Origin of the sequence: Thermomonas sp., from assembly GCF_046293095.1 — a bacterium.
Taxonomy (GTDB): domain Bacteria; phylum Pseudomonadota; class Gammaproteobacteria; order Xanthomonadales; family Xanthomonadaceae; genus Thermomonas.
Genome location: NZ_JBKBPN010000001.1, coordinates 370643 through 384802, shown reverse-complemented (window position 1 = coordinate 384802; position 14160 = coordinate 370643). Strand labels below are relative to the sequence as shown.

The 14160-nt window shown below is 68.8% G+C and carries 13 protein-coding genes; 7 read left to right on the top strand and 6 right to left on the bottom strand.

Features of this window, described 5'->3' with window-relative positions; translation table 11 throughout:
* Positions 1 to 6: 6 nt before the first annotated feature.
* From ACK4SG_RS01905 to ACK4SG_RS01895, 3 genes are all read right to left on the bottom strand, one after another.
* Positions 7 to 1452 carry an efflux transporter outer membrane subunit gene (locus tag ACK4SG_RS01905; protein WP_409599170.1) on the bottom strand — a complete coding sequence of 482 codons (1446 nt, stop codon included), beginning with the start codon at positions 1450 to 1452 and terminating at the stop codon, positions 7 to 9.
* A 5-nt stretch (positions 1453 to 1457) separates the two neighbouring features.
* A complete protein-coding gene (locus ACK4SG_RS01900; protein ID WP_409599169.1) occupies positions 1458 to 1919 on the bottom strand; it encodes a MarR family winged helix-turn-helix transcriptional regulator in 462 nt (153 codons plus the stop codon).
* Positions 1920 to 2044: 125 nt separating this feature from the next.
* Entirely contained in the window at positions 2045 to 2839 is a 795-nt protein-coding gene (locus tag ACK4SG_RS01895) for an inner membrane protein YpjD (protein ID WP_409599168.1), read from the bottom strand.
* Between the two features lie 129 nt (positions 2840 to 2968).
* On the opposite strand from ACK4SG_RS01895, the gene ffh reads away from it, so the two are divergent.
* From ffh to ACK4SG_RS01865, 6 genes are all read left to right on the top strand, one after another.
* Positions 2969 to 4336: a signal recognition particle protein gene (gene ffh / locus ACK4SG_RS01890; RefSeq protein ID WP_409599167.1), complete on the top strand. Its 1368-nt coding sequence runs from the start codon at positions 2969 to 2971 to the stop codon at positions 4334 to 4336.
* Positions 4337 to 4470: 134 nt separating this feature from the next.
* Positions 4471 to 4719 carry a 30S ribosomal protein S16 gene (rpsP, locus tag ACK4SG_RS01885; protein WP_409599166.1) on the top strand — a complete coding sequence of 83 codons (249 nt, stop codon included), beginning with the start codon at positions 4471 to 4473 and terminating at the stop codon, positions 4717 to 4719.
* Between the two features lie 43 nt (positions 4720 to 4762).
* Positions 4763 to 5284, top strand: coding sequence for a ribosome maturation factor RimM (gene rimM / locus ACK4SG_RS01880; RefSeq protein ID WP_409599165.1), 522 nt, complete (start codon positions 4763 to 4765; stop codon positions 5282 to 5284).
* A gap of 57 nt (positions 5285 to 5341) precedes the next feature.
* On the top strand, positions 5342 to 6115 hold the full coding sequence (gene trmD / locus ACK4SG_RS01875; RefSeq protein ID WP_409599164.1) for a tRNA (guanosine(37)-N1)-methyltransferase TrmD: 774 nt from the start codon (positions 5342 to 5344) through the stop codon (positions 6113 to 6115).
* A gap of 159 nt (positions 6116 to 6274) precedes the next feature.
* On the top strand, positions 6275 to 6682 hold the full coding sequence (gene rplS, locus ACK4SG_RS01870; protein ID WP_409599163.1) for a 50S ribosomal protein L19: 408 nt from the start codon (positions 6275 to 6277) through the stop codon (positions 6680 to 6682).
* 72 nt (positions 6683 to 6754) lie between these two features.
* Entirely contained in the window at positions 6755 to 7159 is a 405-nt protein-coding gene (locus tag ACK4SG_RS01865; protein ID WP_409599162.1) for an RNA-binding S4 domain-containing protein, read from the top strand.
* Positions 7160 to 7334: 175 nt separating this feature from the next.
* Here ACK4SG_RS01865 and ACK4SG_RS01860 read toward each other — a convergent pair whose 3' ends face one another.
* A complete protein-coding gene (locus tag ACK4SG_RS01860; RefSeq protein ID WP_409599161.1) occupies positions 7335 to 7793 on the bottom strand; it encodes an Lrp/AsnC family transcriptional regulator in 459 nt (152 codons plus the stop codon).
* Between the two features lie 65 nt (positions 7794 to 7858).
* Between ACK4SG_RS01860 and ACK4SG_RS01855 the strand changes: the two genes are divergently transcribed.
* Positions 7859 to 9055, top strand: a complete 1197-nt coding sequence (locus ACK4SG_RS01855; RefSeq protein WP_409599160.1) for a trans-sulfuration enzyme family protein — start codon at positions 7859 to 7861, stop codon at positions 9053 to 9055.
* A gap of 102 nt (positions 9056 to 9157) precedes the next feature.
* Here ACK4SG_RS01855 and katG read toward each other — a convergent pair whose 3' ends face one another.
* Together katG and mutS are read right to left on the bottom strand one after the other, a co-directional pair.
* Positions 9158 to 11302, bottom strand: coding sequence for a catalase/peroxidase HPI (gene katG / locus ACK4SG_RS01850; protein WP_409599159.1), 2145 nt, complete (start codon positions 11300 to 11302; stop codon positions 9158 to 9160).
* A 136-nt stretch (positions 11303 to 11438) separates the two neighbouring features.
* Complete coding sequence (gene mutS / locus ACK4SG_RS01845; RefSeq protein ID WP_409599158.1) at positions 11439 to 14015, bottom strand: DNA mismatch repair protein MutS; 2577 nt, start codon at positions 14013 to 14015, stop codon at positions 11439 to 11441.
* Positions 14016 to 14160: the final 145 nt, after the last annotated feature.

The window sequence follows — 14160 nt, the reverse complement described above, 5'->3', positions numbered from 1 at the left end:
GGGCGCTCAGTGCGATGCGGTAGTGTCGGGGGGATCGATCTGGAGCCCGCCACCAAGGGCGCGTTCCAGGTCGATGCCGGCGAGGAAGCGCTGCGCGCGCAGGCCGGCGGTTTGCTGTTCGATCTGCAGCAGCGGCTTCTGTGCGGCCAGCACGTCGAGCCGGGTGTTCAGGCCGGCTTGGTAGCGCGCTTGCGCCAGCTCCAGCGCGGCCTTGGCGGCAGCCCGGGCCTGCTCCGATGCCGCAATCTGGCCGTCCAGCGCGCGAATCGCCTGCAGCGTGTCCACCACCTCGCGCAGCGCCTGCGTCGCAGTGGCGTCATAGTCGGCAACCGCGAGGTCGTAGTCGGCGTTGCGTGCGGCCAGATTGTTGCGCAGCTGCCCGCCGTCGAAGATGGGCAGGCTGATCGCCGGCCCGCCAAAGCCAAGCAGGGAGCTGCTGCGGAACAGATCCTCGATGCCGGCCGATGCCAGGCCGACGAGTGCGCTGAGGTCGATGCTGGGCTTGAAACTGGCCTTGGCCGTCTTGATGCCCTGCGCGGCGGCTTCCACCCGCCAGCGGGCAGCCACCACGTCCGGGCGATGCCCCAGCAGTTCACTGGGCAGCACGGATGGCAGCACGGGCGCAGGGGCGTTCAGCAGCTGCGGGCGGGCGATCGCCAGGCCGCGATCCGGGCCCTGGCCCAGCAGCGCCGCCAGAGTGTTGCGCAGCGCGTCGATCTGCTGTTGCGCAGCGCCGGCCTGGGCCTTGGCGGTGGCAATCATGGCCTCGGTGTTGTGCAGGCTGATGCGGTTGTCCAGGCCGGCCTTGACGCGCTGCGTGGCCAGCTGCAGCAGGTTCTCGCTGCGCGCCTGCTCGCGCTGGGCGATGTCCAGCGCATCGAATGCCTGTGCCAGGGCGACGTAGCTGCGCGCCACGTTGGCGGCCAGCGCCAGTCGCGCCGCCTGCGCGTCGATCTGCAGCGCATGGGCCTGGTCGAGTGCTGCCGCATAGGCGGCGCGCTTGCCGCCCCAGACATCCAGTGGCCAGTCCAGCTTGAAGGTCAGCACTTCGTTGTGCAGCAGGCGGCCGCCCAGCGCATCGCCGACCAGCCCTTCGGGCAACTGCGCCATGGCGTATTGCCCGCTGCCGCCCAGGGTGGGTTTGCGGGCGGCATCGGCCAGACCGGCCTGCGCCTGCGCCTTGCGGACGCGGGCATCGGCTGCTGCCAGCGAGGGCGTGCCGCGCAGGGCTTCGTCGATCAGTGCATCCAGCTGCGGGTCGCCGAGGGAACGCCACCACTGGCGGTCGGGGAAGGCTGCGTCGCTCAGCGGGGCGCCGGCCAGGCTGCGGGTCAGCGCATAGTCGGCGGCATCCCGTGGGGCCGATACAGGCTGCAGGCCGCCGGTGCCGGCGCAGCCGGAAGCCAGCAGTGCGCCAGCCAGAACACCGGCAAAAGGAAGAGGTCGGGACATCGAGGTCAGTCCGTGGAGAGAAGGTTGTCGCGCACTTGCTCAAGCAGTTGGGTCAGCCGGGTGCGGGTGGCATCGTCCATGCCGTGCAGGGCCCGCTCGCGGACGCGTCGGCCGCATTGGTCGACATCGCTCCAGAGCCTGCGGCCGGCATCGGTGAGATGGATGTGCAGGGCGCGGCGGTCGTGGGGGTCGGCCACGCGGGCCAGCAGGCCGCGGGCCTCCAGTTTGTCCAGCAGGCGGGTCATCGCGCCGGGGTTGAGGTCGGCGGCACGGGCCAGGTCGGTGACGCTGGCGTTGGTGCCGTCGGCCAGCTTCTTGATGGTGATGTACTGGCTGAAGGTCAGGTCATGCCCGGCCAGCGCCAGCTCGCGCTCCATCCGCGCCCACATGGCATCGCGAACCTGGCGGAACAGCAGGCCCAGCGCGGAGCCGCTGCAGGCTTCGGTGGTGGAGGCTTGTGCGTACATGGGGCGGCATTTTGTTGGTCAGCGCAATATTTGTCAATGCAAATATTGATGGCGCAAGCGCACCGCAGCGTTTGTGCCTTGGAACAGTGCCGGGACGGGGGGAGCCGTGGGCAGGAGCGGGCGCGTCAGCCGGTTCGGTGCAGCACCAGCTCCAGCACGAACTTGCTGCCGAAGAAGGCCAGCACCAGCAGCGCCATCGCCGCCAGCGTCCAGCGCACCGCACGTGCGCCGCGCCAGCCGTAGCGCCAGCGGCCCAGCAGCAGGGCGCCGAACGCCAGCCACGACAGCACGCTGAGCACCGTCTTGTGGACCAAGTGCTGGGCCAGCAGGTTCTCGACGAACAGTACGCCGGTCAGCAGGGTGGCGGTGAGCAGCACGAAGCCGACGGCGATCGTGCGGAACAGCAGGGTCTCCAGCTCGGTCAGCGGCGGCAACGCGCGCAGCCAGGCATGGAATTCGCGCCGCCGCAGCGCACGCTCCTGCGCCGACAGGAACACCGCCAGCAGCGCGGCCAGTGCCAGCGTGGCGTACGCCAGCAGGGCGAGCCACGCATGCAGGAGCAGCCGCCAGTCCAGCGCCGCAGTCGGCCCGGAGTGCCCGTAGAGCTGGTAGGCCAGCTGGGCGAGGCCGGCGATGGGGAAGACCACCACACCCAGTGCCCGCATCCGGCCGGTGGCCCCCACCAGGGTGGTCAGTGCCGCCATTCCCAGGCCCACCAGTGACAGCGCGCCGAAGAAGTGCAGGTCACTGCTGCCGCGCGATTCCCATACCGCCCAGTGCAGGCTGGCATGTAGCAGCAGGGCGAGGATGGCGGGCAGCAGCCAGCCGCGCCCGGTGCCGGATGCGCCGCGGCGAGCGTCCTGTACCAGCCAGGCGGCAGCGACCAGATAGAGGACGAGCGCAGTGAGGGTGATCCACATGCGCGAAGTGTCGCACAGGCAGGCGTGCTCCCAGAACCGGCACAGAGCCTGTGCGCGCGGGGGCGGGGCGGCGGGTCCTGCCGCTATACTTGCCTGCTTCCGAATTTTCTTCCGCAAGGTCGTCCCCGCGTGTTCGAATCCCTGACCCAGCGCCTGTCCGGCACCATCGAGCGCCTGCGCGGCCGTGGCCGCCTGACCGAATCCAACATCAGCGAGGCCGTGCGCGAGGTGCGCATCGCCCTGCTGGAGGCCGACGTGGCCCTGCCGGTGGTGCAGGCGCTGGTCCAGCGCATCAAGGTGCGCGCGGTGGGTCAGGAGGTCATGCGCTCGCTGACGCCGGGCCAGGTGCTGGTGCGGATCGTGCGCGACGAGCTGGCCGCGGTGATGGGCGCGCAGGCGTCCGACCTCAACCTCAACGTGCCGGCGCCGGCGGTCATCCTGATGGCCGGCCTGCAGGGCGCGGGCAAGACCACCACCGTAGGCAAGCTGGCCAAGCACCTGAAGGAGAAGCGCAAGAAAAAGGTGATGGTGGTGTCTGCGGACGTCTACCGTCCGGCCGCCATCGAGCAGCTGCAGACGCTGGCGGGGCAGGTGGGCGCGGTGTTCTTCCCGTCCGATGCGGCGCAGAAGCCCGAGGCCATCGTCAAGGCCGCCATCGAGGAAGCCCGCAAGACCTTCGTCGACGTGCTGATCGTCGATACCGCCGGCCGGACCAGCATTGACGACGCGATGATGGCCGAGATCAAGGCGCTGCACGCGGCGGTCAATCCGGTCGAAACCCTGTTCGTGGTCGACGCCATGACCGGCCAGGACGCCGCGGTCACCGCCAAGCACTTCGGCGAGGCGCTGCCGCTGACCGGCGTGGTGCTCACCAAGACCGACGGCGACGCCCGCGGTGGCGCGGCGCTGTCCGTGCGTTACGTCACCGGCAAGCCGATCAAGTTCGTCGGCACCGGCGAGAAGCCCGACGGGCTGGATGTGTTCCATCCCGACCGCGCGGCCGGTCGCATCCTCGACATGGGCGACGTGCTTTCGCTGGTCGAGCAGGTCGAGGCGCAGGTCGACAAAGACAAGGCCGCCAAGCTGGCCGAGAAGGTCGCCAAGGGCAAGAAGTTCGACCTCAACGACATGCGCGACCAGCTGGAGCAGATGCAGGCCATGGGTGGCCTGCACGGCCTGATGGACAAGCTGCCCGGCGTCGGCCAGCTGCCGGATGCGGTGAAGCAGCAGGTCACCGGCAAGGAAGTGCCGCGCATGATCGCCATCATCAACTCGATGACGAAGAAAGAGCGCCGCAACCCCGACCTGCTCAATGGCTCGCGTCGTGCCCGCGTGGCCCGCGGCGCCGGCCTGACCCCCGCCGATGTCAATCGCGTCCTGAAGCAGTACCAGCAGATGGAAAAGATGATGGGCAAGCTGGGCCGCGGCGGCATGAAGGGCATGATGCGCGGCCTGTCGGGGATGATGGGCGGTCGCGGCGGCCTGCCGTTCCGCTGAGCCTGCAGCCCGGCCTGCGGGCGTCCGGCGCATCTTCCGGGCCGCATCGGGCGGCTTGGCTGGCCTGCAGATTCCCGCTATACTTTCCGGCTTACCCGGCCATTCCGGCCGCTGGGCAACACCGAGAAACCGCAATGGTCAAGATTCGCCTTACCCGTGGCGGCGCCAAGAAGCGCCCGTTCTATCACATCATCGTCACCGACAGCCGCAGCGCCCGCGACGGCCGCAACATCGAGCGCGTCGGTTTCTACAACCCGGTGGCGCAGGGCCAGGAAAAACGCGTCGAGCTGAACCTCGAGCGCATGAAGTTCTGGGTCGATAACGGCGCCCAGCTGACCGACAAGGTCGCCGACCTGTACAAGCAGGCCGCCAAGGCTGCCTGAGTCCGTCGGGCCGCCAGCGCGCGGCCCGCGACGCCCCGCTTCCATGGACGCACCGGACAGCAGCCAGCGGATGATCCCCGTCGGCCGGCTGCACGGTGCGTTCGGCGTGCGTGGCGAAGTGAAGCTGGAAAGCTATACCGACCCCGCCCGTGCCATCGCCCGCTACCAGCCGTGGACGCTGCGCGATGCACGCGGCGTCGAGCGTGCCTGCGAAGGCGCCAAGGTGCGCGAAGGGGCGAAGGGCCTGATCGCCACCTTGCCCGGCATCACCGACCGCGACGCCGCCGATGCGCTGCGGGGCACCGAGGTGCTGGTGCCGCGTGCCGCATTGCCGCCGACCGCACCGGGTGAGTTCTACTGGGTGGACCTCGAAGGCCTGCGCGTGGTCAACCTCGAAGGCGTGGACTTCGGTCGCGTTGCCTACCTGTTCGACAATGGTGCCAACCAGGTGCTGGTGGCGCAGGGTGACCGTGAGCGGATGATCCCGTTCGTGCAGCCGGACTATGTCCGCGCGGTGGACCTTGCCGCCGGTGTGGTCACCGTCGACTGGGACGCGGAGTTCTGATCCGCGCCGTCGCGGCGCGCGCCTGCGCGGCTACGGCGATCCGCCACCGGAGAGGTCATGCGCTTCGACATCGTCAGCCTGTTCCCCGAGTTTGTCGCCCAGTTGGCCTCCCACGGTGTAGTGGGGCGCGCGGGCGAGCGCGGCCTGCTGTCGATCCACGGTTGGAATCCGCGCGATTACGCCGAGGGCAACTACCGTCGCGTCGATGACCGGCCGTTCGGCGGTGGGCCCGGCATGGTGATGCTGATCGATCCCCTGCGCGCGGCGATCGATGCCGCCCGTGCGGCCGATCCCGCCCCGACGCGGGTGGTCTACCTGAGCCCCCAGGGGCGCCGGCTTGACCAGCGCAAGGTGCGTGAGCTGGCGGCGCTGCCGCGGCTGGTGCTGCTGTGCGGGCGCTACGAGGGCGTCGACGAGCGCCTGCTGCAGGCCGAGGTGGACGAGGAGATCTCGATCGGCGATTACGTGCTGTCTGGCGGCGAACTGGCTGCGGCGGTCGTGGTGGATGCGGTGGCGCGGCTGCTGGACGGTGCCCTCAACGACGCCGAATCCGCGGCCCAGGACAGCTTCGAGGGGGACGGCCTGCTGGATTGCCCGCATTACACCCGGCCGGTGCAGCACGCCTTGGGCGCAGTGCCGGAGGTGCTGCTGTCGGGCAACCATGCCGAGATCGCGCGCTGGCGCCGGCAGCAGTCGCTGGGTCGCACCTGGTTGCGCCGTCCCGACCTGCTGGACGAGGCCGCCCTGTCCAAGGCCGATCGCGCCCTGCTGGACGCGTTCCGGGCGCAGTGGTTGGCGGCGGCCGGCGAGCCGCCGGACGGGGACGCCTAACCCGTGGGCACGCAACGGAATTTCCCGCTATAATGCGCGGCTGGGCCAAGACCCAGTGCTACACCAGTGCCATGACGCGGGTCCACGTGCACTCGCGCAACAACGACTCCAACAGGCGCGTGCCAATGCACGCAACACGCATCCAATCAGGTTGATCCCATGAACAAGCCCTCCATCCACACCCTCGTCCAGGACTTTGAAACCGCACAGGCCTCGCGCCAGCTGCCTGATTTCGGTCCCGGCGATACCGTCATCGTCAACGTCAAGGTGAAGGAGGGTAACCGCGAGCGCGTGCAGGCCTATGAAGGCGTGGTGATCGGCAAGAAGAACGCCGGCCTGAATTCCTCCTTCACCGTGCGCAAGATTTCCCACGGTTTCGGCGTCGAGCGCGTGTTCCAGACCCACAGTGCCTCCATCGACTCGGTGGAAGTGAAGCGTCGCGGCGCCGTGCGCGCCAGCAAGCTGTACTACCTGCGTGGCCTGGAAGGCAAGAAGGCGCGCATCAAGGAAGACCTGGCCGGCAATGCCAAGGCCAAGGCCGCCGCGGCTGCCGCTGCCGCCGAGTAAGGCGACGGCGCATCCGCACGACGGCCACCTCCGGGTGGCCGTTTGCGTTTTCGGAGCAGAAGAAATCTGCGCATGCCAACTCCAGACGACACTGCCAGCGTCCGCCTCGACCTGTGGCTGTGGGCCGCGCGATTCTTCAAGACCCGCGCGTTGGCCAAGCACGCCATTGAGACCGGCAAAGTCGAGGTCGGCGGGCAGCGGGCGAAGCCCTCGCGCGGGGTCCGGATTGGCGATGCGCTGGTCGTGCAATGTCTGGAGGAGCGCTTCGAGGTGGAAGTGCTGGCGCTCGGCAGCGTGCGCGGGCCGGCCAGCGTCGCGCAGGCCCTGTACCGCGAGTCGGACACCTCGTGGCTGGCCCGCGAGCAGGCGCGTGCGCAGCGCGCCGCCGAGCGTGCTGGCTTCCAGCCGCCGGAGACCAAGCCCGACAAGCGGGCGCGCAGGTTGATCCGCGCGCTGGGCGACATCGACATGCTCTAGGTCCGAACAATTCGGGGATTCCCGTCGGCCATGGAGGGTCGCCCCCGCATCGATCGCGCAAGCAATGGACGCGGGTGAGCCAAGCCAGGGCATGTGCCAGGCACGGCGTGGGCTGACACCACCAGGAGGGCGTTGTTCAGGCCTTCCCCAAGCGCTGTGCTGGCCGGGCAGATCCTCAAGGTGCCGGCGGCAACTCCACGTTGCGCTGGAACTCGAAGATCAGCCGGGTTTCGATATGCGCCACTTCCTCGCGTTCGGTGAGGGCGCTCAGGGTGAACTGGCGCAGGTGCTCGCTGTCGCGCACGCCGACATGGGCGAGAAAATCGTCGGCACCGGCCACGTGGTAGCAGGCCAGCACTTCCGGCAGCCCCAGCAGATGACGGTGGAAGCCGTCCACCAGGGCGCGCGAGTGGCGCGCCAGCCGGATCGAAATCATCGCTTGCAGGCCAATACCGATCGCTTCCGGCGCGATCTCGGCGTGGTAGCCCAGCAGGATCTTCGCCTCACGCATCCGGCGCACCCGTTCCAGCGCGGTGGAGGGGGCGATGCCGGTTTTTTCCGCCAGGTCCTTGTTGGGCAGGCGTGCATTCTTTCGCAACAGGCGCAGCAGGGCGTAGTCGATTCGGTCGAGCATCGAGATTTCCGGCGAAGTAAAAATATTGTTCGGATTTGTGCATCGTAAGTGAACGAATGCATAGGATGCCAAGATCTGACCGTATCGATGGTGCCATGCCGCGCTTCCAGACCACTGCCGTCCATGCCGGCCGCGAAGATTTCGTCGAACTCTGCGTGCACGCGCCGCCGCTGGATCTGTCCACCACCTATCCGGTTCCTGATCTGGACGTCGGCAGTGCCAGCTTCGACGCCCTGGTGGCCGGGCAGGCCAGCGCCCCCAACCCGATCTACGCCCGCCTGCACAACCCCACGGTGGCCCGCACCGAAGGGGCAATCGCGGCGCTGGAAGGCACCCAGGCCTGCGTCGCATTTGCCTCCGGAATGGCGGCGCTGACGGCGGTATTGCTGGCGCGTGCCCAGCACGGCCGGCACGTGCTGGTGGTGCGTCCGCTGTACGGCACGTCCGATCACTTGCTGGCCAGTGGTTTGTGCGGGCTGGAGGCCGAGTTCGTGCAGGCCGATCAGATCGCCGCGCGGCGGCGGCCGGACACGGTGCTGGTGGTGATCGAAACCCCGGCCAACCCGACGCTCGCCCTGGTGGATATCCGCGCCGTGGTCGAAGCCGCCGGTGATGTTCCGGTGCTGGTCGATTCCACCTTTGCCACCCCGGTGCTGCAGCGGCCCGCCGCCCTGGGGGCGACCTATGTGCTGCACAGCGCCACCAAGTTTCTCGGCGGCCATGGCGATGTGATCGCCGGCGTGGTCTGCTGCGACGAGGCCCACGCGGCTCCACTGCGCACCGTGCGGGCGGCTACCGGTGCATTGCTGCACCCGCTGGCGGCCTACCTGCTGCACCGCGGCCTGCCCACGCTCAAGCTGCGGGTGGAGGCGGCGCAGGCCAATGCCCAGGTGCTGGCCGAACGGCTGGCCCGCCACCCGGCTGTGGCGCGGGTGCACTACCCGGGCCTGCCTGGCGCCGTGAACGGCCATCTGGTCGGCAGCCAGATGGCTGGCCCCGGCACGCTGCTGGCGTTTGACGTGCACGGCGGGCATGACGCCGCCGCTGCAGTGATGAAACGCGTGCAGCTGATCACCCCGGCGGTCAGCCTGGGGTCGGTGGACAGCCTGATCCAGCATCCTGCCGGGCTGACGCACCGGGTTGTCGAGGAGGCAGTCAAGGCCGCCACCGGCATCACGCCGGGGCTGCTGCGGCTGTCGGTGGGTATCGAAGACGTCGAGGACCTCTGGCAGGACCTGACGCAGGCGCTGGCCTCCGGTTGAGCCGGTCGGGGCATGCACACCGCCCCGGGATGACCGGGGCGGTGGACGTGCCGGGCTCGGCATGGGCTGACAACGCCAGGGGGGGCGTTGTGCAGACCTTCCTCAGGGGCGCAGGTCATAGCGGTCGGCGTTCATGATTTTGGTCCAGGCGGCCACGAAATCGCGCACGAATTTCTCCTTGTTGTCGTCCTGGGCATATACCTCGGCATAGGCGCGCAGGATCGAGTTGGAGCCGAATACCAGATCCACTCGGGTGGCGGTCCATTTCAGTGTCCCGGTCTTGCGGTCACGGACTTCGTAATGGTCGCCCGCCTTGACCCAGGTGTTGGCCATGTCGGTCAGATTGACGAAGAAATCGTTGCTGAGCACACCCACGCGATCGGTGAACACGCCATGGCGGGTGCCGCCGTGGTTGGTGCCAAGCACCCGCATGCCGCCGATCAGCACGGTCATTTCCGGGGCAGTCAAGCCCATCAGTTGAGTGCGGTCCAGCAGCAGCTCTTCCGCGCTGACCGCATAGGCCTTTTGCTGCCAGTTGCGGTAGCCGTCGGCGACCGGTTCGAGATAGGCGAAGGATTCGACATCGGTCTGCTCCTGGGTGGCATCGCCACGGCCCGGTGCGAACGGCACCGGTACGTCGAAGCCTGCCGCCCGGATCGCCTGTTCCAGCCCCACGTTGCCGCCCAGTACGATCACATCGGCGATTGAGGCGCCGGTGTCGCGTGCGATCGGCTCCAGCACCGACAATACCCGGGCCAGGCGTGCCGGCTCGTTGCCCTCCCAGTCCTTTTGCGGGGCCAGGCGGAGACGCGCGCCATTGGCGCCACCGCGGTAGTCGGACTGGCGGAAGGTGCGTGCGCTGTCCCAGGCGGTGCTGACCAGATCGGACACCGACAGCCCGCTGGCGCGGATCCTCGCCTTGACGGCCTCGACGTCATAGGCGCTGTTGCCGGGCGGAATCGGGTCCTGCCAGATCAGGTCTTCCTGCGGCACATCCGGGCCGATATAGCGGGTCTTCGGGCCCATGTCGCGGTGGGTGAGCTTGAACCAGGCGCGGGCGAAGGTGTCCCGGAAATACGCGGGATCGGCCATGAACTTGCGGCAGATCGCGTTGTAGACGGGATCGACCTTCATCGCCATGTCAGCGTCGGTCATGATCGGGTTACGGCGCTTGCTGGGATCGCTGGGATCCAGCGGCTTGTCCTCTTCCCGGATATCCACCGGTTCCCATTGCCAGGCGCCAGCGGGGGACTTGCGCAGCTCCCATTCGTGGTTGAACAGCATCTCGAAATACCCCATGTCGAACACGGTGGGGTTCGAGGTCCATGCGCCTTCGATCCCGGAGGTCATGGCGTTGGCCGCCTTGCCATGCATGTCGGGGTTGGCCCAGCCCAGGCCCTGACTGTCCACGTCGGCGGCTTCCGGTTCCGGGCCCAGCCGATCGGCACGGCCATTGCCATGGGCTTTGCCGACGGTATGGCCGCCTGCGGTGAGCGCGGCGGTTTCCTCGTCGTTCATCGCCATGCGCTTGAAGGTCTCGCGCACTTCCAGCGCGGTCCTGGCCGGGTCCGGCTTGCCGCCGACCCCCTCCGGATTGACGTAAATCAGTCCCATCTGGACGGCTGCCAGCGGGTTCTCCAGTGATTCGGGCTTATCGTCGCTCTCGTAGCGCGCGCGGCCCAGCCACTGTTTCTCCGAACCCCAATAGATGTCCTTCTCCGGGTGCCAGATGTCTTCGCGGCCGAAGGCAAAGCCGTACGTCTTCAGGCCCATCGACTCGTAGGCGATGTTGCCGGCCAGGATCATCAGGTCGGCCCAGCTGATCCTGTTGCCGTATTTCTTCTTGATCGGCCACAGCAGGCGTCGTGCCTTGTCCAGGCTGACATTGTCCGGCCAGCTGTTGAGCGGAGCGAAGCGCTGGTTGCCGGTACCGCCGCCGCCGCGACCGTCGGCCACCCGATAGGTGCCGGCGGCATGCCAGGCCATGCGGATCATCAGCCCGCCGTAGTGGCCCCAGTCGGCCGGCCACCAGTCCTGGCTGTCGGTCATCAAGGCGCGCAGATCACGCTTGAGCGCTTCGACATCGAGTTTCCTGACCTCTTCCCGGTAGTTGAAGCCGGGATCCAACGGATTGGTCTTGGTGTCGTGCTGATGCAGGATGTCCAGATTCAGCGCGTTGGGCCACCAGTCTTGGGGGGAGGTGCCGCGGGTTGCGGCGTGGAACGGGCATTGCGATGGCGTGGACATGGCGGATCTCCGCATTGGCTGGGGTGTGCCATGCACTGTCCTCCGATCCGCTTGAGAATGAAAATCGAATGATATGAATCAATCGATAGTCTTGACCTATCGAGATGCGCTCGCCCGTCGGGCAGTGAGCCGCACGTCAGGCCAGGGCCTTCAGCCGGTACAGCGCCTCCAGCGCCTGCTTCGGCGTCAGCTCGTCGGGGTCCAGCGCCGCCAAGGCGTCCAGCGCGGCCGAAGACGGCGCGAACAGCCCGAACTGCTGCGGCTGGTCCAGCGCGGGGGCGGCCATCGACACCGGCGGAGCGTCGCGGTTCTGCGATTCCAGTTCGGCCAGGCGCGCGCGCGCCTGCTGCAGCGCCGGCTTCGGCAGGCCGGCCAGCGCCGCCACCTGCAACCCGAAGCTGCGGTTGGCGGGGCCGGGGCGCACGGCGTGCATGAACACCAGCGCGTCGCCGTGCTCCACCGCGTCCAGGTGCAGGTTGGCGATGCCGCTGCCGGGTTCGGCCAGCGCGGTCAGCTCGAAGTAGTGGGTGGCGAACAGCGTGTAGCTGCGGTTGGTCGTTGCCAGCTGGCGCGCCACCGCGTCTGCCAGCGCCAGGCCGTCGTAGGTGGAGGTGCCGCGGCCGATCTCGTCCATGAGCACCAGCGACTGTTCGGTGGCGTGGTGGAGGATGTAGGCGGTCTCGCTCATCTCCACCATGAAGGTGGATTGGCCGCGGGCCAGGTCGTCGCCGGCGCCAATGCGGGTGAGGATGCGGTCGATCGGGCCGATCTCCGCCTTTGAGGCCGGCACGAAGCTGCCGATGCAGGCCAGCAGCACGATCAGCGCGTTCTGGCGCATGAAGGTGGACTTGCCGCCCATGTTCGGCCCGGTGATGACGTACATGCGCGTGGCGTCATCGAAGACGAGATCGTTCGGCTCGAACGGCGCGTCGCGCAGCGCCTCCACCACCGGATGGCGGCCGCGCTCGATGCGGATGCCCGGCGCGTCGCGCAGCGTCGGTCGGCTCCAGTCCAGCGCCTGGGCGCGCTCGGCGAAGCCGGCCAGCACGTCCAGCTCGCTCAGCGCCAGCGCGCAGCGGCGCAGCGGTTCCAGCACGGCGTTCAGTGCGTCCAGCACGCCGTCGTAGAGCAGCTTCTCGCGCGCCAGCGAGCGCTCGCGCGCGGACAGCACCTTGTCCTCGAAGGCCTTCAATTCCTCGGTGATGTAGCGCTCCGCGCCGGTCAGGGTCTGGCGGCGGGTGTAATGCACCGGGGCCTTGTCGCTCTGGCCCTTGCTGATCTCGATGTAATAGCCGTGCACGCGGTTGTAGCCGACCTTGAGGGTGGCGATGCCGGTGGCCGCGCGTTCGCGCGCCTCCAGATCCACCAGGAACTGGTCGGCGTGGGTAGAGAGCCGGCGCAGCTCGTCCAGATCGGCATCGAACCCGTCGGCGATCACGCCGCCGTCGCGGGCCAGCAGGGGCGGCTGTTCGACGATCGCGCGCTGCAGCAGAGCCGCGGTGTCCGCGTGTTCGCCCAGCTCGGCATGCAGCGCCTGCAGCCGCGGGGAATCCAGTGGCGCCAGGATCGCGCGCACCCCCGGCAGCAGCGCCAGGCCGTCGCGCAGGGTGGACAAATCGCGCGGGCGCGCGCTGCGCAGGGCCACGCGCGCCAGGATGCGCTCCATGTCGCCGAGGCCGCGGAACGCGTCGCGCAATGCCTCGTCGGCGCGGGCATCCAGCAGCGCCTGCACCGCATGGTGGCGCTCGCCCACCGTGCGGCGGTCGCGCAGCGGCCGGTGCAGCCAACGCCGCAGCAGCCGCCCGCCCATCGGCGTCACGGTGCTGTCCAGCACGCCCAGCAGGGTGGCTTTCACGTCGCCGTCGACGCGCGAATCCAGTTCCAGGTGGCGGCGGGTGGCGGCGTTCATCGCGATCGCTTCGTCGCTGGTCTCCAGCGCGATGCCGCGCAGGTGCGGCAGCCGCTGCTTCTGGGTTTCCTCCACGTAGCCCAGCACCGCGGCGGCTGCGGCGACGGCCAGCGGCCGGTCGTCCAGGCCGAAGGCCGTCAGGTCGTGCACGCCGAAGAACTGCAGCAGCTGGCGGCGCCCGCTGTCGGCATCGAACAGCCACGGCGGCCGGCGGCGCAGGCCGCGCGCTTCGAGCACGCAGGGCGGCCAGCCGTCCTCGTCCGGCACCAGTGTCTCGGCGGGCTGCAGGCGGGCCAGTTCGGCTTCCAGCGCGTCCTCGCCGATCACCTCGTTGGCGCGCAGGCGGCCGCTGGCCAAGTCCGCCCAGGCCAGGCCGTAGCCGCGGCCCTTGCTGGACATACCGCCGCGGGTGACGGCCAGCAACAGGGTGTCGCGGCGTTCGTCCAGCAGCGCCTCGTCGGTCACCGTGCCCGGGGTGACGATGCGCACCACCTTGCGTTCCACCAGGCCCTTCGCCGCCGCCGGGTCGCCAATCTGCTCGCAGATCGCCACCGATTCGCCCAGCGCCACCAGCCGCGCCAAATAGCCCTCGGCGGCGTGGTAAGGCACCCCCGCCATGGGGATCGGCTGGCCGGCCGACTGCCCGCGCTGGGTCAGGGTGATGTCCAGCAGCCGCGCCGCCTTGCGGGCGTCATCAAAGAACAGCTCGTAGAAATCACCCATGCGGAAGAACAGCAGCACGTCCGGATGCTCCGCCTTGGCGGCGAAGTACTGCTTCATCAGGGGGGTGTGCTCGGCGGCCATCCGTGGGTCGGTCAGGAGAGGGCTGGGTAGTTTGCCCGAAGGGTCGCTCGCGCGGGTTCCGGCGACCCGCGCACCCCCGCTATCCGGCCTGTCCCGACTGTGCTAGCGTCATGGCACCGGCCAACCCCCACTGGCCATCCGCCCC

What these genes read in the sequence shown, in the direction of transcription:
- trmD (WP_409599164.1), top strand. Translation starts at nt 5,342, where the DNA reads ATGCGCTTCGACATCGTCAGCCTGTTCCCCGAGTTTGTCGCCCAGTTG.
- ACK4SG_RS01905 (WP_409599170.1), bottom strand. Translation starts at nt 1,452, where the DNA reads ATGTCCCGACCTCTTCCTTTTGCCGGTGTTCTGGCTGGCGCACTGCTG.
- rimM (WP_409599165.1), top strand. Translation starts at nt 4,763, where the DNA reads ATGGACGCACCGGACAGCAGCCAGCGGATGATCCCCGTCGGCCGGCTG.
- ACK4SG_RS01865 (WP_409599162.1), top strand. Translation starts at nt 6,755, where the DNA reads ATGCCAACTCCAGACGACACTGCCAGCGTCCGCCTCGACCTGTGGCTG.
- ACK4SG_RS01900 (WP_409599169.1), bottom strand. Translation starts at nt 1,919, where the DNA reads ATGTACGCACAAGCCTCCACCACCGAAGCCTGCAGCGGCTCCGCGCTG.
- ACK4SG_RS01855 (WP_409599160.1), top strand. Translation starts at nt 7,859, where the DNA reads ATGCCAAGATCTGACCGTATCGATGGTGCCATGCCGCGCTTCCAGACC.
- mutS (WP_409599158.1), bottom strand. Translation starts at nt 14,015, where the DNA reads ATGGCCGCCGAGCACACCCCCCTGATGAAGCAGTACTTCGCCGCCAAG.
- katG (WP_409599159.1), bottom strand. Translation starts at nt 11,302, where the DNA reads ATGTCCACGCCATCGCAATGCCCGTTCCACGCCGCAACCCGCGGCACC.
- ACK4SG_RS01895 (WP_409599168.1), bottom strand. Translation starts at nt 2,839, where the DNA reads ATGTGGATCACCCTCACTGCGCTCGTCCTCTATCTGGTCGCTGCCGCC.
- rpsP (WP_409599166.1), top strand. Translation starts at nt 4,471, where the DNA reads ATGGTCAAGATTCGCCTTACCCGTGGCGGCGCCAAGAAGCGCCCGTTC.
- ACK4SG_RS01860 (WP_409599161.1), bottom strand. Translation starts at nt 7,793, where the DNA reads ATGCTCGACCGAATCGACTACGCCCTGCTGCGCCTGTTGCGAAAGAAT.
- rplS (WP_409599163.1), top strand. Translation starts at nt 6,275, where the DNA reads ATGAACAAGCCCTCCATCCACACCCTCGTCCAGGACTTTGAAACCGCA.